Origin of the sequence: Thermobifida halotolerans (assembly GCF_003574835.2) — a bacterium.
GTDB lineage: Bacteria > Actinomycetota > Actinomycetes > Streptosporangiales > Streptosporangiaceae > Thermobifida > Thermobifida halotolerans.
The window spans coordinates 4,493,462-4,513,991 of record NZ_CP063196.1; the positions used below are offsets into that span (position 1 = coordinate 4,493,462).

A 20,530-nucleotide genomic window follows, 5' to 3' on the forward strand; every position below is an offset into this window, starting at 1 on the left:
TGGACGCCGATGACAGCGGGCGTGGGGCACCGGCGCGCTCCGCGACCGGACGGACCGCCCGAACACCGCGGCACTCAGCGGTCCACCAGCCGAGCGAGTGCCGAAAGCCGCTCCTCCACCGGGCCGGTGACGGTGTGCACGGTCACCCCCGCGGTCCTGAGCTCCTCCAGGAGCAGTCGGTCCGACAGGACACGGAAGTGCTCGCTGATCGGCTTCACCGGATCGGTGAGGGGGAACTCGACGGGAAGATGGACGAAGACGTCGTAGGTGGCGAAGGCCCGCCGCCGTACCTCCCGGCCGAGCGCTTCGACAATCTCCGCGTACGGGAGGACCTCGGCGGAGGGGGCGCCCAGGGCGGTTCCCGGAGCGGGATGCAGGCCGACAGCCAGACGCACGGTGGCATACACCCACTCGTGGAGCAGGGAGCCGTCGGACACGAACCCGGAGAAGTGGAGCGCCTCCTCGACCGCGCGTTCGGTGAAGCGGCGCACGACCAACTGTACGAGTTCGGCGGGTGTCACCTCCTCCAGCGACTTGGGGCGGACACCGGCGGGGTCGCGCATCGGGGACCCGTGCACGGCGGGCAGCCGGCTCGACTTCGCGAACTCGCTGATCAGGGTGGTCTTCCCGGCTCCGTAGGCTCCTACGACGGCCAGTCTCACGAGCGGACTCCCTCAGTTGTGGACGGAAGAGGGAGCGGAGCCGGGGAGGGAGCCCCGGGAAGCACCCGCCAGTTGTTGCGGGCAGCGAGTTCCCGCATCACCGGATCGGTGCCGACGACGGTGGCCCGGCCCACCGAACGCAGGAGCGGCAGGTCGGATTCGTGGTCGCCGTATCCGGTCGAGGACGGCAGGTGGATGCGGCGTCGGGCGGCCAGGTCGCGGACCGCTTCGGACTTCGCCTCCCCGATCATCGGCCGCTGGACTCGTCCCGTGTACCTGCCGGATTCGGTCTCCGGTTCCGAACACAGCACGACGTCCGCGCCGACGTACCGCGCGATCGGGTCGAGGCAGGCGCGGAAGGAACCCGACACCAGTACGACCAGGTGACCGGCTCCGCGGTGTTCGTGGAGGGCGGAGAGGACGTGCCCGTTGAAGAAGCCGCCGAGGCGCAGTTCGGTCCGGAACCACTCCTCGGCCAGAGCGGCGATCGCGGACACGCTGCTGCCCCGGTAGCCCGCGAAGTAGGCGCGGTTGGTCTCAAGACGGGGGACCCCCGCGGCGGTCATGGCGCGTAGGCGCTGCCGCTCCTCCCGGTAGGCCCGGGGAGGGTTGCCCTCGGCGGCCAGGCGGTACTCGAGGAACCGGAACATGCTGGTGGCGGTGGTCAGGGTGCCGTCGACGTCGAAGAACGCCGCGGGTGTCGTGCTTGTCATGGCGGAATCCGGGAGGGGCGGGGGCGGGGCGACGCGTTCGGCGCCGCCCCGCCCGGGACGGCTCAGGAGCGGACGCCCTTGGCGGCCAGCAGTTCGGCGATCCGGGCGACGGACCCGGCGGTGAACAGTTCGTCGTCGGTGACCTCGACACCGAACTTCTTCGTCAACTGCACGCTCAGTTCGATGAGGACCAGCGAGTCGAGGTCCAGATCCTCGAACCGGGTGTCGGTGTGGATCTCCTCGGAGACGTCGCACTTCGTGGCGACAATGTCGAGGATCTCGGCGGAGAGCGCTTCGGTCTGGTTCATGGGCACGATCCCAACTGTGTGTCGACGGAGGGTCAGGAGGGGGTGATGCCAGGCCACGTCAGCACGGTGGAACCCCAGGTGAGGCCGCCACCGAACGCGGTCAGGAGCAGACGGTCGCCGATCTTGAACCGCTCCTGGGCCGCGGCGTGTGCCAGGGCCAGGGGAATGGAGGCGGCGGAGGTGTTTCCCACCTGCTCGATGTTGGTCACCACGCGCTGCCTGTCGATGCAGACCTGCTCGGCGAGGCTGTGCAGGATCCGTAGGTTGGCCTGGTGCCCCACGAGGTGGTCGACGGAGTCGATGCTCCAGCCCACCCGGTTCAGCAGGGCGGTGGAGGACTCCCCCATCCGTCGGACCGCGGTGGCGAACACCTTCTTGCCCTGCATCGTGAAGTACATGTCGCCCGGGTCGGGGGCCCGGTACGTGGAGCGCTGCCTGGACCCGCCGGCGGGGATGCAGATGAGTTCCTTCTGGGAGCCGTCGGAGCCGAGTTCGAAGCCGAGCAGCGCGCCGGGTTCGTCCGGTGTTCCGCTGCGGAGGAGCACGGCGCCCGCTCCGTCGCCGAAGATCACCGAAGTGGTGCGGTCCTCGGGGTTGAGGATCGTCGAGTACGTCTCCGCGCCGATGAGGAGGACCCGTTCGGCGTGCCCGGCCTCGATCGTGCTGGCCGCGACCATCAGTCCGTAGACGAATCCCGAGCAGACCGCGGAGATGTCGAACGCCGCGGCGGAGGTCAGTCTCAACCGGGAGGCCACGTCGGGGGCGGTCGCGGGACACGGGTGGTCGGGGGTGGTCGTGGCGAGCACAACCGTGTCGATGGGAGCGCCGAGGCCGAGGCCGGCGGACTTGAGTGCTCGGTGCCCCGCCTCGTAGGCGAGGTCACCGGTCGAGATGCCGGTGTCGGCCCACCGCCGCTGGCGGATACCGGTCCTGGAGCGGATCCAGGTGTCGGAGGTGTCGAACCGTTCGGAGAGTTCCTCGTTGGAGACTCGGCGGGGAGGAAGGTAGGCACCGAGGCCCGCCAGGACGGCTGTGGTGGTCATGGTCTTCTCCGATACGTGAAGTTCCTTCGGGGATAGCGCATGCGGGACTGGACGGGGACGGGGGTGGGGATGGAGGGGGCGTGGCGGACGGACAGCGCCGAACCGCCCGCCACGACCCGGCCGGTGGGTGGGTCAGGCGGAGACCCGTTCGAGTTCGCCGGTGGTGTCGATCAGCGCGTACTCCGCCTCCGCTCGGGCGATCGCCTCGTCGATGCTCATGCGGGGGGAGAACCCGTAGATGTCGAGGATCTTCTGCAGGCGCTCGTGAACCGTTCCCCCCACCGTGTGGTACGGGATCTCCAGTTCGTCGAGGGTCCTGAGCATCAGTTCGTCCGCCAGCGACCGGAACCGTTCGTTGACGGGCCGGTGGCCGTCGGGGACGAGCGGGAACTCGATCGGAAGGTGGACGAACGAGTCGTAGGTGGCTTTTGCGTGCTGTTTGGCGGGGATGCCCATCTGTTCGAGGACCTGCCCGTAGAAGCGGATCTCGTCGGTGAGTTCGATCGTTTCCAGGTCCACCGACTCGTTCGGGTTGATGCCGACCAGGACGCGGACGGTTCCGTAGGCCCATTCGTGCAGTGAGGAACCGTCGGAGACGAACCCGCCGGGGAGGTGGGACTCGTTGACGGCCCGTTCCTGGTTGCGCCGCATGATCAGCATGATCACCTCGGCGGCGGTGCACTCCTCAAGGGTCTTGCCGGGAACGGAGACCGGTAGGAGTTCACGCATGGTCTTCGCGGCGGACCGGGGCAGACCGGTCAGGTGGGACACGGCCATGGTGGTGAGGGTCTTGCCCACCGAGTAGGTTCCGGCGATGGCGAGTTTCACGGTGTCTCCTTCGTGGTGGCGATGGGGAGGGGTGGGGTCAGGGAAGTCGGTGGGCCACGGAACAGGTCATCCGGATTCCCGCTGCGGCCGCGGAGATGTCGGCGCTCCGCCACGTCTCTCCGCCCCCGGTCCGCAGTAGGGCGGGGTCGACCAGGGAGGCCGTGATCGGAAGCGGCTGTCGGGCCGGTCTGCGGGGGCGGTCCGCCTCGAACAGGGTCCGGCGCATCCAGAGGGTGTTGGAGTCGGCGCGGGCGACCTCGTCGAGTTCGTAGAGCATGATCTGGCCCAGTTGGAGGGCCGCGACGAACACGTCGACCAGACCGACTGAGGGCTGGAACGCCCCTTCCGTGCCGTCACCCGGCGCTGCGGCCTCCGCCCACGTGTCCACCCGCAGTAGCGCGGTGGCCCGGGTGCGGTCCGCGTCGATGACCACGTTCTCGACGTGCTGCCGGCGGGATTTGTGGGCGTCGCCGAACGGACGCCTCCCGGGGGAGCCGAGGACGGCGTCCAGGGGGTCGGCGGCAGCCGGGCCGGGCGGGGCGGGATGGTCGATCTCCGTCCAGATCCGGAGCGTTCCGACGGTGCATTCCAGAGCCGCCGTCCCGCGGTCGGGACCACTGGGCGACGGGCTCTGCCCGACGATTCGGGCGGAAACCGGGAAACCGGTCAGTTCCTCCTCGACAGGGGAGGAACCGGCCCGGATCCGTGCCCGCCGTACCCAGAGGGTGCGGCGCTGCTCGGTGTCGAGGCCGACGTGCCGGGCGAGGACGATCTCGGACAGTTGGACGCCGAGCAGCAGTACGTCGATGGTGGAGAGGTGGGGGGACTGGTCGGTGGTGCCCTTGCGGGACCAGTCCGTCGGGTAGGAGACGGCGGCGACGCCGTGGACCCACGAGGCGCCGTCGTCGACTCCGACGGTCAGGCCGTCCAGGCGGTGGTTGGCGCGCTTGTAACCCTCACCGAAGAAGCGGTGCTCGCCGGGACCGAGACAGTCCTGGACGTTGTCGTAGCTCAACGCGGACCGCTGTACGGGGACGATCATGGTCGCTTCTCCTTAGCCTTACCGCGGGAGTGCCTGGGGAGTGGCGGGGATCGGCCCCGTCGGGACGGAGACGGGCCCGATCCCCGCGGTGGGGTCAGTTGACGACGGGTTGCTTCTCCTGTCGCGGTTCGGCGGACGCGGACTTCGCGCCGCCGCCGGCGGTACGCAGGAAGAGCAGGATCAGCAGGGCGACGGCGAACACCACGAGGCCGTCGATGAGCATGCCGAACGTGGTGCCTTCCAGTACGCCCGACACGGAGGCGACGCCGTTGGTGAGGGGGCCGTACTGGGTGGCCGCGACCGCGGACATGATCGGGATGCCGATGGTGAAGCCGATCTGCTGGGTCATGGTCGCCAGTCCGGTGACGAGTCCCTGTTCGTGGTCGGGGACTCCCGAGGTCGCGGTCACGGTGTAGGCGACGATCGCCAGGACGTGCCCGAATCCGCCGATGAAGGTGGTGACCAGGATGGCGGTGATGCTCACGGCCATGTCCTCACCGAGCCAGAACAGCACGCCGGTCATCACGGCCTGGATGAGGAGGCCCAGGACCAGGGCTCCCTTGGCTCCGGTGCGGCCGATGATCCTGGGGGCGACGGTTCCCCCGATGAACGCTCCCAGGCCGAGGAAGCCGAACATCAGCCCGGTCTGGAAGGGCGTCAGGCCGAGGACCTGCTGCATGTAGAGGGTGAGCAGGAACGACAGCGCCGATTCCATGGAGAAGGTCGCCAGACCGCCGAGGTTGCCCCATTTGACGGTGTTGGCGTGCAGGATGCGCACGGGGGCCAGGGGCTCGGGGGTCTTCAGTTCGATGACGTAGAAGGCGACGAACAGGACGGCGGCGAGGAGCAGCGCTCCCCACGTCTGCGGGGCGGCCCAGCCGTCGCGTTCACCGCCGGTGACGCCGAAGGTGAAGGCCAGCAGGCCGAGAGTGACGGTGACGGCGCCCGGAACGTCCAGCTTCGGGCGGATGTCCGACCGGGACTCCCTGATGAAGAGGACGCCGCCGACGAACAGGAGCACACCGACCGGGACGTTGATGAAGAAGTCCCACCGCCAGGACAGGAGGTCGGTGAGGATGCCGCCGAGGATGGAGCCGGAGGCGAAACCGAGTGACAGGAGGGCGCCGTTGAGGCCGAGGGCCTTGTTGCGCAGCGGCCCCTCCTCGAACGACGTGGTGATCAGGGCCAGGCCGGAGGGGGTGACGATCGCCGTGGCCAGTCCCTGGGCGGCACGGGCGGCGAGCATGACTTCCGGGGAGTCCGCAAAACCGCCGACCGCGGACGAGACGGTGAGCAGGACCATTCCGAACAGGAACAGTCTCTTGCGTCCGAAGGTGTCACCGATCCGGCCGAAGAGCAGCATGAACCCTGCTGCCATGAGCGCGAAGGAGGTGACGACCCACTGCAGGTTGTCGATGCTGAAACCGAGGTCGTCACCGATCTTCGGAAGCGCGACGGTCAGGATGGAGAAGTCGATGGCGAACATGAATTGTGCGCCGAGAAGGACCACGAGAGTGGCCTTCTGCTTCCCCGTCATGCGGGGGGTACCCGTATTGGGCGCTGTAGTGGACATGCCCCCAGCATTCGTGGGAGCGGGACGGGGAACCAGTGTGCATTTGTCATATTGCTGTCGCCAACAGGATCCCCGAAGCTGAATTCTTGATTTTCTTTATTCGGGAAACAATTGCGGGACGGGGCCGCGGCCGTTCTCGCAGGTGCTGACCGGCGTGTCCTTGGCGGACCCCCGTCCGCGCCCGCCAGGGGCACGCCGACGGCGCCGGGCGGGTGGCGGTGCGCGGGACGTACGCGGGCACGCCTGCCGACGTGCCCGCGTACGGAACCGCGGTCGTGGCGCGGGGTCGGCTCACCGAAACCCCGGCTGAACGCTGTCCGACCGACTCCGGCCACCGCGGGACGTGTCAGTCGACCGGAACCCACCTGTCCCCGGACCGGTCCGCGACAACTCTGCCGAACACGACGTCGGCGAAATGGCCGCCGAATCCGAAGGTGTCCGGCTGGGACAGCTCCTTGAGCACCCTCAACCGGGTTCGGACGGCGGTCTCCGGGGAGTGGTCGAGGGAGACCCGCCAGTCGGGGCGGCCCACCTGGGCGGGGGAGTGCATGACGTCCCCGAACACGACGAGCCGGGCGCCGGCCGACGAGATGACGTACGAGGTGTGCCCCGGCGAGTGGCCGGGAGTGACCCACGCGGTGACGCCGGGGAAGATCTCGTCCCCGTCGGAGACCCCGCGCGGGGCGGTCCGGGCGGCGCGGAGGCGTCCGCCGGACCGCCACTCGGCGCCGGAGGTGACGAGGGGGGTGTCCGCGAACAGCGGGGAACCGTCGGAGGAGGACACCGACGCCCAGCCGACGTGGTCGTCGTGCAGGTGGGTGAACGCGACGGTGTCGATCGTCTCGGGAGTGCGCCCCTGGGCGGCGAGACGGTCGAGGAGCTGTCCGCCCTCCAGGACACCGAGAGCCGGGTGGGTGAGGGCGGCGGGAATGTGCTGGGGGCCGTAGCCGGTGTCGATCAGCAGGGCTCGGTCCCGGTACTCGACGAGCAGACCCCCGATCGACCCGGCCAGGAATCCTTCGGCGTCGAGGTATTCCGGACGCTTCTGCCACTCCTCGGGAGTGGAGTCGGGAAACCAGGCCAGGGGGTGGAGTTGGACGGATCCGTCAGGTATGTACGTGAGACGGTGGTCGCCCAAGCGGAAGGTACGGGTCGGGGAGATCTGGTTGAAGTGCCTCACCGGTACAGCAGGCATGGGAGAGGAACCTTTCCTCGTATTCAGCCCTGGAAGAGGGCACGGACCGGCGGCGCTGTCCTCTCACTCTAAAGGAAATGGTGTGCTTTTCGCGGGAAACCCGTAGAAGGGGTTCCAGGGCGTCCTCGGTGCCGGTCCCGGTGATCGGGACGAAGACGGTCAGACGCAGGGCGATCCGCGAGGTGAAGTCCAGCGTGGCCCGTGTGAACGAGAGGTTCCCGGTGGTGGGGTGCTGCAGGATCTCGGTTCCGCAGGAGTCCTCCAGGACTTCGTGGCGGCCCCACAGTTCCGCGAACTCCGGGCTCTCCCCACACAGGCGGGTGACCAGGGCGGCGAATCCGGGGTCGCTGCTGTAGCGGGCGGCCTGGGAGCGGAACCGCGCCACGGCGATCGGTGCGTCGTCCTCCCACAGGGGGTACCGCTTCCGGGTCTGCTCGTTGGTGAAGAAGTCCAGGAGGAGGTTCTGCGGGGCGTCCAGACCCATCAGGACGCGGACCGTCTCGTTGACGGCGACAAGGTTCCAGTAGCGGTCGGCCACGTAGGCCGGGTTGGGCAGCCAGTTGTCGACGAACGGCTGGAACGCCTTCGGATCGGGGCGTATTTCCGCGGGTTCGGGTTCCGCGCTGACACCGGCGAGGCGCCTGAGATAGAGCCGTTGGGCCTCGCCGAGGCGGAGGGCGCGGGCGATGGCGTCCAGCACCTCCCCGGAGACGCTCGCGGCCCGTCCCTGCTCGATCCAGGTGTACCAGGAGACGCCCACACCGGCGAGAAGTGCGACCTCCTCTCGGCGCAGACCGGGAGTGCGCCGGGTTCCGGAACCGGGAAGCCCCACCTGGGCCGGAGTGATCTCGGCCCGGCGGGCTTTCAGGAAATTTCCCAATTCGACGAGGTGGGGGGATGGGGGACGACGGGTGGCGGTGTTTTTGATCACCCTGGAAATGGTAAATGTGGCGACATGCGTAGTCAATGAGATAAAAGACGCTTTGGGTGGTCTGTACCATTCTGTCGGTGTGTCTGGTCTTCGGTCCGGCCGAGGGCGGGAGGTGTAACGGGAGCCTTTTACCGGGGGGAAACTTCTGGGCATCGCGACCCAGGGGGAAGAGAAGGCCAATTGTGAGTGGAGTTGCACTTTGTGGGCCTTCGGGGCGTTTTGTGGGACCGGCGTCGCCCCCGTCCCGGTCGGCTGCGTACCCGGGCGTGCGGGGGAGGCGGAGTCGGCGGTCGCGGGGCACCGCGGCCGACAGCGGCCCTCCGGGGCGGCGGAACGCCGTTGGGGCCGCTTCGCTCCTGTGCGGTGCGACACGCCGGACATGGCGACCTCCGCACCGATTGATTACTTTTCGGAGTTGCCCGTGTTCGCCCCGTGTCTTCTGTGAACGGCGGGTGAATCTCCGGGAGTGCCCTGGGGGTGGGGACATCGGCCTCCCAGGCCCGTGTCGCGCCCAGTTTTACAAGGAAGAGCCCCGGTGCGCCCCCTGTGCCGGATTAAAAGTTCGTATTCACTGTTTGCGGGGTTGCTGTTCACCGGCTTGTTGGGAAGCCCAACTAATGTCGGTGGCCTCTGCCCGGTCTCCAGGACCGCGAGCGGGGGTTCTCTTCTCTCTTCTTCTCTTCTCCCGACCCTGGAGTCCAGCCCGTGAGCGTTGTCGCCGTCATACCCGCACGAGGGGGGTCCAAGGGGGTGCCCCTCAAGAACCTCGCCAGAGTGGGCGGCCGCCCCCTGGTGGCACGAGCGGTGGACGCCTGCCGTCGCGCGGAACTGATCAGCACGGTGGTCGTCTCCACCGACCACGACGGCATCGCCAAGGCGGCCCGCGACGCCGGAGCGGCCGTGGTGGAACGCCCCGCCGAACTGGGCGGCGACACCGCGTCCTCGGAGTCGGCGCTGCTGCACGCCCTCGACCGGCTCGCCGAGGACGGCACCGACCCCCAGATCCTGGTGTTCGTGCAGTGCACCAGCCCGTTCATCGACCCCGGCGACCTCGACGACGCGGTGCGGCAGGTCCGCGACGGCCTCGCCGACTCGGTGTTCTCCGCCGTCGAGACCTACGAGTTCCTCTGGCGCATCACCCCCGACGGCGCCCGGGGAGTCAACCACGACCACGCCCACCGGCCGCGCCGGCAGGACCGCGAACCGCACTACCGGGAGACCGGGGCGTTCTACGTGATGCGCGTCGACGGTTTCCGGGAACACCGCCACCGTTTCTTCGGCCGCATCGCGCTGCAGCAGGTCGACCCGTCCCACGCCGTCGAGGTCGACTCCGCCGAGGAGCTGGACCTGGTCCGCGCGGTCGCCCGAGCTCTCGACCGCGAAGAACCGCTGGACGTCGACGCCGTGGTCACCGACTTCGACGGAGTGCACACCGACGACCGCGCCTACGTCGACCAGGACGGACGCGAGTCGGTGGCGGTGACCCGAGGCGACGGCATGGGCGTGCGCCTGCTGCTCGAGGCAGGAGTGCGCGTGTGCATCCTCTCCACCGAGGTCAACCCGGTGGTACGGGCACGCGCGCGGAAACTGGGTGTCCCTGTGACGCACGGGCTGAGCGACAAGCGCACAGCCCTGCGCCAGTGGATGGACGACGAGGGCCTCGACCCGGCCCGCGTCGCCTACGTCGGAAACGACGTGAATGACCTCGGTTGCCTGGCCGAGGTCGGATGGCCGATCGCGGTCCCGGACTCCCATCCGGAGGTCCTGGCCGCGGCCCGGCTTGTTCTGACCCGTCCCGGAGGCTCCGGGGCGGTCCGCGAGGTGTGTGAACGTGTCCTCGCGGCACGCAAAGGATAGGTAGCTATGACCCAGAATGCAACGACCGACCTCAGCGTGTCTGTTCCGGCTCCCGTGGCGATCGGCGACCTCCTGGTCGGACCCGGCCAGCCCACCTACGTCATCGGTGAGATCGGAATCAACCACAACGGCGACGTGGACATCGCACGCCAGTTGATCGAGGTCGCGGCGGAAGCCGGATGCCACGCCGTCAAGTTCCAGAAGCGGACCCCCGAGATCTGCGTCCCCAAGGAGCAGCAGAGCAAGATACGGCAGACGCCGTGGGGCGAGATGACCTACCTGGAGTACAAGCACCGGGTGGAGTTCGGGCGGGACGAGTACACCGAGATCGCCAAGATCTGCGACGACCACGGTCTCCACTGGTTCGCCTCCCCCTGGGACGTGCCCTCGGTGGAGTTCCTGGAGTCCTTCGACGTCGTCACGCACAAGGTCGCGTCCGCCTCGATCACCGACCACGAACTGCTGCGCGCGCTCGCCGCGACCGGCAAGCCGATCATCCTGTCGACCGGCATGTCGACCATCGAGGAGATCGACGCCGCGGTGGAACTGTTCGACCGCGACAAGCTCATCATCATGCACTCCACCTCCACCTACCCGATGCCGGAGGAGGAGGCGAACCTGCGCACCATCCAGACCCTGCAGGAGCGCTACGGGGTGCCGGTGGGCTACTCCGGTCACGAGCGCGGTCTGCAGATCTCCCTGGCCGCGGTCACCCTGGGCGCGGTGGCGGTCGAACGCCACATCACCCTGGACCGCGCCATGTGGGGCTCCGACCACGCCGCCTCCCTGGAGCCCACCGGGCTCCAGCACCTGGTCCGCGACATCCGGGTGATCGAGAAGGCCCTCGGTGACGGCGTCAAGCGTGTCTTTCCCGGGGAGGAAGAGCCCCGCAAGCGACTGCGTCGCACGACCGCCTGAACCCAAGGGCGTCCCCAGCGCACGTCCGGGAGGATGCCGCATCCTCCCGGACGTCACCACCTCATGTTCCCTCTCTTGGAGCCCCTCAGTGACCACGTTGTCGGTCATCGTTCCGGTGCGTGACGTCGAACCGTTCATCGCAGACACCCTGGAGAGCCTGCGACGCAACGCACGCCCCGACTTCGAGTTCATCGTCGTCGACGACGGTTCGTCCGACGCCACCCCCGACCTGGTCCACGACTCGGGGCTGCCGGGGCTGACCCTGATCCGCTCCGACCGGTCGACCGGTCCGTCAGCGGCGCGCAACCGGGGAATGGCGGCGGCGAAGGGCCGCTACCTCACCTTCCTCGACGGCGACGACTGGTTGACACCCGGCTACCTGCCCGCCGCGGTCGAGGCCATCGCCGAACTCGGTGTCGACTTCATCAAGACCGACCACATCAAAGCCACCGGAAAGGCACGGACCAGAGCCCGCGTCCCCGAAGGACGCCGCAGGGTCGCGCTTCCCGCACGGTCGGGCATCCTGCCCGAGAACGCGACCACGATGGTCGACTACCCCAACGTGTGGTCCGGCGTCTACGACCGGAACCTGTACGACAGGGGCCTGCTCTCCTTCGACGAGGACCTGCACACCGCCGAGGACCGGCTGTGGACCTGGCGGCTGCACCTGCACGCCGACACCTACGCGGCCGTGCCCCTGGTCGGCGTCTTCTACCGGCGCGAGGTCGCCCAGTCGCTCACCCAGATCGGCGACGAACGCCAACTCCAGTTCTTCGACGCCCACGACCGCATCCGGGCGGAACTGGAGTCCCTGCCCGACGGTGAGCGTTACCTGCCCAAACTCATCCGCACCTACTGCGCGCTGATCGCCTTCCACCTCGACCGGGCAGAACGTCTGACTCCCCGGGTCCGCAGGGAGTTGCGTTCCCGGGCCGTCGCGGTCCTGGCCGCCATGCCGCGCGGACTGCTGGCCCGAGTACTCCCCGCACTCGGCCCCGAACGCGAGCAGATCCTGGCGGATCTGGTCGATCTGGAAACGGTGGTGGCCTGACCATGGCACAACTCTTCGTCGCCAGTACCTTCTTCGGGGCGATGTCGCTGGCCGCCGCGATCGACTCGGGGCGTTTCGGCCCGGCCGAGCAGCGCCGGATCCTCCTGGTGTCGAACAACGCGACCGCTCCCGAAGTGGTCCCGCCGCTGGACGCCGCGCCCGGGTTCGCGGCACTGCGCCCCCGCTTCGACGAGGTCATTTCCTGGAACGACCTGCTGTGGCCGTTCCACCCCTCGACGTGGCACCCCCGCGAGCAGGAGTGGCCGCTGCTGAACCGGCTGCTGCGCCGCCACTGGAGCCTGGTGGAGGACGAACCGCTCCACCTGGTGGTCGAGTCCATCCAGGTGCCTCCGGCCCGGGCGTTCGCCGAGATCTTCGACGACGCGACGATCACCGTCTACTCCGACGGGTTGATGAGCTACGGTCCCACCCGGGAGTCCCCGCCCAGAGACATCGCCACCCGCATCGACCAGGTCCTCTATCTCGACCTGGTGTCCGGCCTGGAACCGCTGCTGCTCAGCGAGTACGACATCGCGCGGGCCACGATCGCCACCGAGGCGTTCCGCGCGGTGGTCACCGAGGTCACCAAGGCCGTCGACGGTGTCGCGGACCGGACCGAACTGGCCGGGCAGCCGATGCTCATCGGCCAGTACCTCGCGGCGCTCGACATCGTCACCGCCGCCGAGGAGGACGAACTGCACGCACGGATGCTGCGTGGAGTGGCCGCCCAGGGCAGCCGCACGGTGCTGTTCAAACCGCACCCGTCCAGCACCACACGCACCTCCAGCGCACTGCGGGCGACCGCCGAGCGGTTGGGCGTGGATCTGGTGATGCTCGACGACCCGGTCCCCGTGGAGGTCTGGTACGAGGCACTGCGCCCCTCCCTGGTGGTGGGGGCGTTCTCCACCGGACTCAGTACGGCGTCGTGCTACTACGACATCCCGATCGCGACGGTGGGCACCGAACTGCTGCTGGAGCGGATCACCCCCTACCAGAACAGCAACCGGATTCCCATCACGCTCGCCGACGCCACCATGCCCCGGCTGGCCGAGGACGGCACGGTCCACCCGCCGCGCATCCCCGCCGACCGCGTTCAGGAGGAGTTGCTGCCGCTGCTGGTGGCGGTGAGCTACTGCATGCAGAACAGCGCCTACCCGCACCTGCGTGACGAGGCCACCGCCTACCTGGCCGGCAACCTCAACGACAGCACCCGCCGCTACTTCAAGAAGCGGCGGCTCACCGCGCTGCGCCTGCCCGGCGCGACCGCTTCCAAGCGGCGCTACCCGACATGGCTGGCGGCCGGGGCACGTCGGCTGCGCGGCGGCTCCTGACACCACGCCCCTCGAGGCCGGGGCCCGCACGGACACGGGCCCCGGCGGCACGCCGCCGGGGCCTTCCGGCGGACGCCTTCTCCCGCGTCCGGCTCCGTGACGTCCCGGCCCGGACAGGCCCACAGAACGGGGAAGATTCGTGTCTGTTCCAGTTGCGCCCTCCACCGCCGCCGTACACCGCGCCGAAAGCGCCGCATCGCCGAGTACGGCGAAGAAGTCGGTTTTCCGCCCGGAGATCCAGGGACTGCGCGCTGTCGCGGTGCTCCTGGTGGTCGCCTACCACGTCTGGTTCGGCCGGGTTTCGGGCGGAGTGGATGTCTTCCTGCTGCTCACCGGTTTCCTGATCACCGGGAGCCTGGTCCGCACGGTGCAGCGGCACGGCCGGATCCGCTTCCTCGAGTTCTGGAGCAGACTGCTGGGACGGCTCACCCCGGCCGCCGCCGTGGTCCTGCTGGGCACGCTGGTCGCCACGGTGCTGTGGCTGCCGCGATCGCGGTGGCGGGACGTGCTCGCCGACACGCTGGCCTCCGCGCTCTACTACGAGAACTGGCACCTGGCCCGCAACGCGGTGGACTACCTGGCACGGGACGACGCCACCAGTCCGCTGCAGCACTTCTGGTCGCTGGCCATCCAGGGGCAGAGCTACCTGGTGCTTCCGGTGCTGGTCACCGTGGCGGCACTGGTCGCCCGCCGGTCGGGGCGCGACGTGTCCGTCCTGGTCGCGACGCTGTTGGGCGTGGTGGGCACGGCCTCACTCGCCTACTCGGTGTGGATCACCGCGACCGACCAGGCGTGGGCCTACTTCGACTCGGGGGCGCGGTTCTGGGAGTTGGCGTTCGGCGGGGTGGCCGCCGTGCTGCTGCCCCGACTGCGCCTGCCCGAGGCGGTGCGCGCGGTTCTCGGCTGGGTCGGACTCACCGCGCTGGTGCTGTGCGGGATCGTGCTCCAGGTGTCGACGCTGTTTCCCGGGTGGATCGCGCTGTGGCCCACGGGGGCGGCGCTGCTGGTGATCGTCGCGGGAGGCGCGGGCGGCCGGCTGGGCACGGGGGCGCTGCTGTCGTGGCGTCCTCTCATGACCGTCGGCGACCACGCCTATGCGCTGTACCTGTGGCACTGGCCGGTACTGGTGGTGTACCTGGAGATCAGTGGGCGCACACTGGCCTCACCGGTGGGTGGGCTGTGTGTCGTCGCGGTCTCCGCGGCGCTGGCGGCGTCCACCAAGTGGCTGGTCGAGGACGGTGCCCGCCGGTTCACGCGGACCAGGGCGACTCCGGCGTGGGCGCTGCTGGTCGCGGCGGTGTGTCTGGCTCCGGTGGGCGCCGCGGTCGGTGGAGGCGGCGCCTACCTGGACCGGCAGGAGGAGATCCGCCGGGAGTTGGCCGCGGACCCCGCCAACTACCCGGGAGCGCTCGTGCTGGTCGAGAACTCCGGTTCCGGCCCGGCGACGGCACCCGAGGGGGTGCCGGTGCTGCCCTATCCCACCGAGGCCGACCTGGACCGGGGCGACAACCAGGGAGCGGGCGGCTGTCACCTCTCCTTCGACGCGACCGAAGTGGCGGTGTGCGAGGACGGCCCCGCCGACGCCGAGCACACCATCGTCCTGGTGGGGCAGTCGCACGCCGCCCACTGGTACACGGCACTGCGCGACGCATCACTCAGCCAGGGGTGGCGGCTGGTCACCATGACCAAGGACGCCTGCCAGTTCAGTACCGAGCCCTCCTACCGGGGCGAGGAGGAGTACACCGAGTGCGGGGTGTGGAACGAGGGCGCCATGCGGATCATCGCGGACCTGCGGCCCGATGCGGTGGTGACCACCGCGACCCGGTCGAGCGCGGGCAACGGTGAGAGTGTCCTCGACGGCTACACGCAGCGCTGGCGGGAACTCGACGCGATGGGAATCCCGGTGATCGGGATCAGGGACACTCCGCGCATGGGGTTCGACACCTCCGACTGCGTGGCGCGGCACCTGGACGACCTGGACAGGTGCACCACCGACTTCCACCGCTCGCTCGCCGAACGGCCTCCGTACGAGACGGCGGCGGGCGTTCCGCAGTCCACGGAGTTCCTGGACCTCAGTGACTACGTCTGCCCGGACGGCCGCTGTCCGGCGGTGATCGGCAACGTCATGGTCTACTACGACGACTCCCACATGACCGCCACCTACTCGGCGACCCTCGCGCCGATCGTGGAGGCCGAGATCCGGCGGGTGACGGGGTGGTGACACCGGTCAGGTGATGAGGACGTAGCCGAGGGCCACGGTGCCGACGAGGGAACCCGCCTGGACGACCCACTCGGGCCAGGTCCCGGTGCGGAAACGCATCCACCGGGGCGCGCCGAGCATCGCCCAACGGCGGCCGTTGATCTTGACCGGCCAGGCCAACGGCACCCCGGAGGAGGTGAGCGCGTCGCCGAGAGAGTGGACGACCATGCCCGACGCGACGAGCAGACCGATGCCCCAGCCCGGTGACCCGTCCCCCCAGACGGTCAGGAAGAGGGCGGTGGCGCCGAACGCGGCCACGGCCGCGCCCGCCCACGAACCGAGAGTGGTACGCACCCAACCCCAGGTCATCCGGCGGACCAGTGCGCGCAGGGCGAGAAAGGACAGAAACCACACAGTGACGGCGCTCGCCCACCACGACAGGTGACAGGCCAGGGCCGCCGCGGCGCCGACGGCGATCGCGAAGGCGGGTGTGTGCACGAGATGGCGGTGCTCGCCGCCGGAGTTGTCGGCCGGGGTCCTGGTACGCCGGTAGACGGCCAGGGACAGCGCGCGCACGCCCCGCGACAGCAGGTCGGTGACGGGTCCCTGGGAGCGGGTGACGGTGGAGGAGGGGTGGTCCAGGTCGGGGACCAGCGCCGCTCCCGCACCGAGGGCCGCCCAGGCCAGCAGGCTCACCGGGGTGGGCGGGACACCTGTGGCGGCAGTCAGCGGGGCGGCGACCGCGACCCCGGCGAGCGCACCGGTCGCGGCATGGCTGAAGCCCATCATCGTGGCGGATTCCCGTTCTTCGATTGTCGGGGAGGCGAGAAACAGGCGGCTTCCTGCCCGTTGCCCCTGCGCGGTCAGGCCGAGGAGTTCCTCCACGGCCCGTGACCCCCGAGTGAGGAGTCCGAGGCCGCGAGCATGACACCCGCGAGAGTGTTCTGGACGCGGGCCCCGTCTCCGTCGAGCGGGGGAACCGGTGTTCCCGGCACGTCACCTGTTCCTGTGCCGTGCTGAGAACGGTCGCTGTCCGGGGCGTCGCACCGGACCGGTCTTCTCCCCGGGCGAACCCGCCGGGAAGTTCCACGGCCGCGTGGGAGTGTTCCGGTCCCCGGACCGCGCCCGCGGTCCCCGTGGCGGGTTCCCCGGCGGCCACCTCTCAACGGGGGATCAGTCGCCGACGAACCCTTCTGAGCCGCTTACGGAACCGGCCGATCGTGCGCAACGCGCCCGGCGGTACGTCCATGCGCAGGCGGGCACGGCGACGGCGGGTGAGATCCATCGGAGCGGCCAACAGGGGCGGACGCTGCGGGAGCCCCTCGGTGCGGGAGCGGTCCACCAGCACGGACAGCCGTCGCGCCCAGTCGTTGACGGTGGCGTCGTGGAAGTAGTTCTCCGCGCACCAGTCCTTGTCCGGCTCCCTGAAGTCGGCCGCGCGCAGGTCGTCGAGGGTGCCCAGCGCTCCGCTGTCCTCGAACACCAGGTTGATCATCTCCGCCGAGACCCCGAAGTCCGACAGGATGAGCAGCGGCACGTCCTGCGCGATCGCCTCCAGCGCCGCCGTGGAGCTGACCGTGACAAAGCCGACAGCGTGCGCCAACTGCTCCCGCATCGACCCGTCGGCGAACGACACCGCGTCGGCGGGCACCTCCCCGGCGGCCACCAGGTCGTGCCACAGGGTCTCGAAGTGGTGGCGCTCCCGGTGGGTCTGCTGCTCGTGGGCGCGGGCGCGCAGCTTGACCACCACCTCCAGGTCGGGGCGGCGGACCGCGAGGTCGGCGAGCGCACGCAGGATCGACTCGCGCTCCTCACGCTCCACCGGGACCTTCGCCTGCGTCGCGAACACCACGCGGTTGCGCGGCGCGTCCTCGGCAGGGGCGGCGATGGTCGGCGCGTCCGACCCGGGGGCGGGGCCGCCGGCCAGGAACGGCAGCGTCGCCAGCCCGACCTCTCCGGTCACTCCCAGACGCTCCCCCAGTTCGCGGAACTCGGCGACCTCACGGCGGCTGTGCAGGATGAACAGGTCGACCGGCGCGCGGTACAGCCACGCCTTCTCCGTGGCCGGAACGGACACGCCCGGCAGCCCCGACACCAGCACCGGACGGGGAGAGAGCCCCGAGAGCAGGTCGTTGACCAGGACGTCCACCACCGGACCGGTGCACGCGGTCACGACGACGTCGGGCCGGACCCGGCGTATGGCCCGGCGCAGCGCCATGGCGGACAGCACCGGCGGCAGGGCCACGTCGTTGCGTGTCCCCCGCACCGCGCCGCGCATCTGCGACGGCGAGGGCGCGATCGGGGTGCGGATCACCGCGAGTTCTCCCGACCATCCCTCAGGAAGCGCGTCCAGCAGTCCCGCCGCCCACTTCAGGTAGGAGTCGGAGTCGGCGATCGCCATGACATGCACGGTTCCACGGTCGGTCAAGGGGTGTCCTTCTGGTCGGCGACGAACGTGCTCAGGTGCGCGCGCAACCCCGGAGATGCCTGGTCGGTCCACCATGTCTCGGGAACCGGCACCGCCTCGACGGTGACGCCGTGCCGTCCCAACAGCACCCGCAGGGATGTGACGGCGGTCGACGGCAGACTCACCACCCGGTGCCGCTCACCCAGTCCGCGCAGTGCGAGTTCGGCGGGCAGCCCCTGGGGGACGACGCGCACCCGTGGATCGGCGTTCAGAGGTTCCAGGGTACGGGCATCCTCCCTGCGGTGCGGGTAGTACACGACGGGTTCCTCCCGGGCCTGCCCGGCGACCCAGGCCAGATAGGGCTCGGCGTGCAGCAGACCGTCACGCACCATCGCCGATCCGAGCACCACCCGGTCCTCGTCGGGGGCGGACCCGCCCGGCAGCGAACGCAGCCACGGAAAGTCGTGTCCGACGACGCGGATGCCGACCGCGGCGGCGTCCCGGAGCAGTTGGTCGGGCAGCGGCAGCACGGTGAACACCGTGAGTCTGCCCGCGCGCGCCGCCGCACGCAGTTTCACCGCCGCCGCCAGGCCAAGGGCGCGGCGCGGCGGGGAGGAGCGCACCCTCGCCCGTTCCAGGGGGGTCGCGGTCCTGCGGGTGAGGAGCCGCAGCAGGTGGATGGTGGCCAGGCCGTCGTCGACGATGACGTAGTCGCGGGTCCGGCCGCTCAGCAGGGCCCGCTGCACCTGCCCGGAGAACGCGTCGCCCACGAACCAGATGTCGGCGTTCGTCCGGTACAGGCTCGGGGTCGGTTCGGGCGGCAGCACGGTGAGGCCGTCGGGCAGACCGATGCGGGTGAGAGCGGCGACCGTGTCCACCAGTGCGGTCGATCCGGCGCGGGGCAGTACCCGGGTGTGCCGCGCGAAGCCGCCGATGTGGTGGGCCTCCAGCACGGACAGCAGTTGCAGCGGGGTTTCGACCCAGGCCGCGGCCGTGACGAGGTCATCGGTACGGGCCTGGGAGGAGGTGGAGAACAACGTGCTTTTCACGATGCCGACCTGCCGTCCCGGTATGCCGACACCAGGGTGGAGGGAGAGAGGATGGACCGGAGCATACTCATCGCGGGTTAACGGCATCCAGGATCGGGTGAACGTCGGACCAACGACTGTCCTGCCGTTCCACCGTCCGAGCCTTGGTGGCGGACGTGCGCGCCACCGTCGCCACGACCACGCGGCCCCGGCCGGAGACCAGCGCCGAACCGGTCTCGGCGGACAGGAAGGCCGACTCCCCCCGCGCCAGGGCGAGGTTGGCGCCGGAGGGGGCGTGCAGTTCCACCGTGCCGTCCAGGACGAGGGCGATGGCCGGTCCTCCGGGGAGCCAGACCGCCTTCTCACCGGGCTCGGCCACGACGAGCGCGAAGTCGTCGATCTCGGGCCGGTACTCCGCCAGGCCGCCACGCACCACCGGTTCCACGTAGGGGACCGGGAGTACGGCGTAGTCGAGCACGGCGAGCAGTTCCTCGGGATCCACGTGCTTGGTGGTCAGGCCTGCTCGCAGCACGTTGTCGGAGGTGGCCATCACCTCCACCGCGACCCCGCTCAGGTAGGCGTGCACGTTCCCGGCGGGCAGGAACAGCGCCTCACCCGGGGCGAGCACCACGTGGTTCAGCAGCAGCGCCGCCACCGCTCCCGGGTCCCCGGGGTAGCGTTCGGCGAGGTCGAGCACTGCCCGAAGGTGGCCTGCGGGGGACTCGACGCGCTTGGCCAACTCCTCGGTCGTCTCGGTGACGAGCGGAGCGCGGTCCTCGGCGGGCAGGGTCAGCAGTCGGGTCATCGCCGCGCGCAGTGCCTCGCTGGGGTCGGGAGCGGCAAGGTCGCCCTGGAGCGCCCGGGCGAGTGGGGTGGTGAGTTCGGCGAGGTCGGCCGCTGCCTCGGCGGGGGCGCGGAATCCGCACAGCGCCTCGAACTCCCCCAGCGCCATGACCAGTTCCGGTTTGTGGTTGGTGTCCTTGTAGTTGCGGTGCGGGGCGTCCACGGGTACTCCCGCGGCCTCCTCGGCTGCGAACCCGGCCTGGGCGCGTTCCTTGCAGGGATGCGCCTGCAACGACAGCGGCTGTTCCACCGCGAGGAACTTGAGCAGGAAGGGCAGCCGTGCACCGAAGCTCTCGGCGACGTTCGCACCGAGGGCCGCGACCGGATCGGCGGCGATCGCGGCGTCGAGTCCGATCGGGTCCGAAGCACCGTCGATTCTGCTGGGGGCGCTGGGGTGGGCGCCCAGCCACAGTTCGGCCTGGGGCTGCCCGTCCGGCTCGGTTCCGAGCAGCCGGGGGATCTCGGTCGTCGATCCCCACGCGTATCGCCGAACGTGGTTGGCGAGTCGCCACATGGTCAGGTCCCTCCGTGAGGCGGAACAGCACGCCCTCGAACTCGGTCCACCGGAGCGCGGTAGCCGCCACGCTAACCCCAACAGCA

The 20,530-nt window shown here is 69.8% G+C and carries 18 protein-coding genes; 5 read left to right on the top strand and 13 right to left on the bottom strand.

The window, feature by feature from the left end; all coding sequences use genetic code 11:
* Window positions 1-74 precede the first annotated feature (74 nt).
* The 9 genes from NI17_RS20120 to NI17_RS20160 form a co-directional block, all read right to left on the bottom strand.
* On the bottom strand, window positions 75-662 hold the full coding sequence (locus tag NI17_RS20120) for an AAA family ATPase (RefSeq protein ID WP_068693088.1): 588 nt from the start codon (window positions 660-662) through the stop codon (window positions 75-77).
* Complete coding sequence (locus tag NI17_RS20125; RefSeq protein ID WP_068693089.1) at window positions 659-1,375, bottom strand: HAD family hydrolase; 717 nt, start codon at window positions 1,373-1,375, stop codon at window positions 659-661. Before NI17_RS20125 ends, NI17_RS20120 begins: the two co-directional genes overlap by 4 nt.
* A gap of 62 nt (window positions 1,376-1,437) precedes the next feature.
* On the bottom strand, window positions 1,438-1,683 hold the full coding sequence (locus tag NI17_RS20130; protein ID WP_068693090.1) for an acyl carrier protein: 246 nt from the start codon (window positions 1,681-1,683) through the stop codon (window positions 1,438-1,440).
* Window positions 1,684-1,715: 32 nt separating this feature from the next.
* The gene (locus NI17_RS20135; RefSeq protein ID WP_068693091.1) at window positions 1,716-2,726 is read right to left on the bottom strand and encodes a beta-ketoacyl-ACP synthase III; all 1,011 of its coding nucleotides are present in this window, start codon (window positions 2,724-2,726) and stop codon (window positions 1,716-1,718) included.
* A 132-nt stretch (window positions 2,727-2,858) separates the two neighbouring features.
* Complete coding sequence (locus NI17_RS20140; RefSeq protein ID WP_068693092.1) at window positions 2,859-3,554, bottom strand: AAA family ATPase; 696 nt, start codon at window positions 3,552-3,554, stop codon at window positions 2,859-2,861.
* 37 nt (window positions 3,555-3,591) lie between these two features.
* Entirely contained in the window at window positions 3,592-4,596 is a 1,005-nt protein-coding gene (locus NI17_RS20145; RefSeq protein WP_068693093.1) for an AvrD family protein, read from the bottom strand.
* 94 nt (window positions 4,597-4,690) lie between these two features.
* Complete coding sequence (locus NI17_RS20150) at window positions 4,691-6,133, bottom strand: MFS transporter (protein WP_084012779.1); 1,443 nt, start codon at window positions 6,131-6,133, stop codon at window positions 4,691-4,693.
* A gap of 382 nt (window positions 6,134-6,515) precedes the next feature.
* Window positions 6,516-7,364 carry an MBL fold metallo-hydrolase gene (locus tag NI17_RS20155; protein ID WP_068693095.1) on the bottom strand — a complete coding sequence of 283 codons (849 nt, stop codon included), beginning with the start codon at window positions 7,362-7,364 and terminating at the stop codon, window positions 6,516-6,518.
* A complete protein-coding gene (locus NI17_RS20160) occupies window positions 7,276-8,676 on the bottom strand; it encodes a helix-turn-helix transcriptional regulator (RefSeq protein ID WP_424565559.1) in 1,401 nt (466 codons plus the stop codon). The genes NI17_RS20155 and NI17_RS20160 overlap by 89 nt, the downstream gene beginning before the upstream one ends.
* A gap of 324 nt (window positions 8,677-9,000) precedes the next feature.
* On the opposite strand from NI17_RS20160, the gene NI17_RS20165 reads away from it, so the two are divergent.
* The 5 genes from NI17_RS20165 to NI17_RS20185 all read left to right on the top strand — a co-directional run bounded on the left by NI17_RS20165 (window position 9,001) and on the right by NI17_RS20185 (window position 15,673).
* Complete coding sequence (locus tag NI17_RS20165; protein ID WP_068693097.1) at window positions 9,001-10,152, top strand: acylneuraminate cytidylyltransferase; 1,152 nt, start codon at window positions 9,001-9,003, stop codon at window positions 10,150-10,152.
* Window positions 10,153-10,158: 6 nt separating this feature from the next.
* Window positions 10,159-11,070, top strand: a complete 912-nt coding sequence (locus tag NI17_RS20170) for an N-acetylneuraminate synthase family protein (RefSeq protein WP_068693098.1) — start codon at window positions 10,159-10,161, stop codon at window positions 11,068-11,070.
* 88 nt (window positions 11,071-11,158) lie between these two features.
* Window positions 11,159-12,121, top strand: coding sequence for a glycosyltransferase family 2 protein (locus NI17_RS20175; protein ID WP_068693099.1), 963 nt, complete (start codon window positions 11,159-11,161; stop codon window positions 12,119-12,121).
* A gap of 2 nt (window positions 12,122-12,123) precedes the next feature.
* Window positions 12,124-13,452: an alpha-2,8-polysialyltransferase family protein gene (locus NI17_RS20180; protein WP_119268210.1), complete on the top strand. Its 1,329-nt coding sequence runs from the start codon at window positions 12,124-12,126 to the stop codon at window positions 13,450-13,452.
* Window positions 13,453-13,591: 139 nt separating this feature from the next.
* On the top strand, window positions 13,592-15,673 hold the full coding sequence (locus NI17_RS20185; protein ID WP_068693100.1) for an acyltransferase family protein: 2,082 nt from the start codon (window positions 13,592-13,594) through the stop codon (window positions 15,671-15,673).
* A gap of 6 nt (window positions 15,674-15,679) precedes the next feature.
* Here NI17_RS20185 and NI17_RS20190 read toward each other — a convergent pair whose 3' ends face one another.
* From NI17_RS20190 to manA, 4 genes are all read right to left on the bottom strand, one after another.
* On the bottom strand, window positions 15,680-16,441 hold the full coding sequence (locus NI17_RS20190) for a metal-dependent hydrolase (protein ID WP_341721505.1): 762 nt from the start codon (window positions 16,439-16,441) through the stop codon (window positions 15,680-15,682).
* Between the two features lie 373 nt (window positions 16,442-16,814).
* Window positions 16,815-18,080 carry a DUF6716 putative glycosyltransferase gene (locus tag NI17_RS20195; protein ID WP_068693101.1) on the bottom strand — a complete coding sequence of 422 codons (1,266 nt, stop codon included), beginning with the start codon at window positions 18,078-18,080 and terminating at the stop codon, window positions 16,815-16,817.
* Window positions 18,077-19,108 (bottom strand): hypothetical protein, encoded by a 1,032-nt coding sequence (locus NI17_RS20200; RefSeq protein WP_119268211.1) that lies wholly within the window; start codon window positions 19,106-19,108, stop codon window positions 18,077-18,079. The genes NI17_RS20195 and NI17_RS20200 overlap by 4 nt, the downstream gene beginning before the upstream one ends.
* Before the next feature lie 67 nt (window positions 19,109-19,175).
* Window positions 19,176-20,444, bottom strand: a complete 1,269-nt coding sequence (manA, locus tag NI17_RS20205) for a mannose-6-phosphate isomerase, class I (RefSeq protein WP_068693103.1) — start codon at window positions 20,442-20,444, stop codon at window positions 19,176-19,178.
* Window positions 20,445-20,530 lie beyond the last annotated feature (86 nt).

What these genes read in the sequence shown, in the direction of transcription:
- NI17_RS20180 (WP_119268210.1), top strand. Translation starts at nt 12,124, where the DNA reads ATGGCACAACTCTTCGTCGCCAGTACCTTCTTCGGGGCGATGTCGCTG.
- NI17_RS20160 (WP_424565559.1), bottom strand. Translation starts at nt 8,676, where the DNA reads ATGTCCGGCGTGTCGCACCGCACAGGAGCGAAGCGGCCCCAACGGCGT.
- NI17_RS20155 (WP_068693095.1), bottom strand. Translation starts at nt 7,364, where the DNA reads ATGCCTGCTGTACCGGTGAGGCACTTCAACCAGATCTCCCCGACCCGT.
- NI17_RS20170 (WP_068693098.1), top strand. Translation starts at nt 10,159, where the DNA reads ATGACCCAGAATGCAACGACCGACCTCAGCGTGTCTGTTCCGGCTCCC.
- NI17_RS20150 (WP_084012779.1), bottom strand. Translation starts at nt 6,133, where the DNA reads ATGACGGGGAAGCAGAAGGCCACTCTCGTGGTCCTTCTCGGCGCACAA.
- NI17_RS20190 (WP_341721505.1), bottom strand. Translation starts at nt 16,441, where the DNA reads ATGATGGGCTTCAGCCATGCCGCGACCGGTGCGCTCGCCGGGGTCGCG.
- NI17_RS20135 (WP_068693091.1), bottom strand. Translation starts at nt 2,726, where the DNA reads ATGACCACCACAGCCGTCCTGGCGGGCCTCGGTGCCTACCTTCCTCCC.
- manA (WP_068693103.1), bottom strand. Translation starts at nt 20,444, where the DNA reads ATGTGGCGACTCGCCAACCACGTTCGGCGATACGCGTGGGGATCGACG.
- NI17_RS20125 (WP_068693089.1), bottom strand. Translation starts at nt 1,375, where the DNA reads ATGACAAGCACGACACCCGCGGCGTTCTTCGACGTCGACGGCACCCTG.
- NI17_RS20130 (WP_068693090.1), bottom strand. Translation starts at nt 1,683, where the DNA reads ATGAACCAGACCGAAGCGCTCTCCGCCGAGATCCTCGACATTGTCGCC.
- NI17_RS20145 (WP_068693093.1), bottom strand. Translation starts at nt 4,596, where the DNA reads ATGATCGTCCCCGTACAGCGGTCCGCGTTGAGCTACGACAACGTCCAG.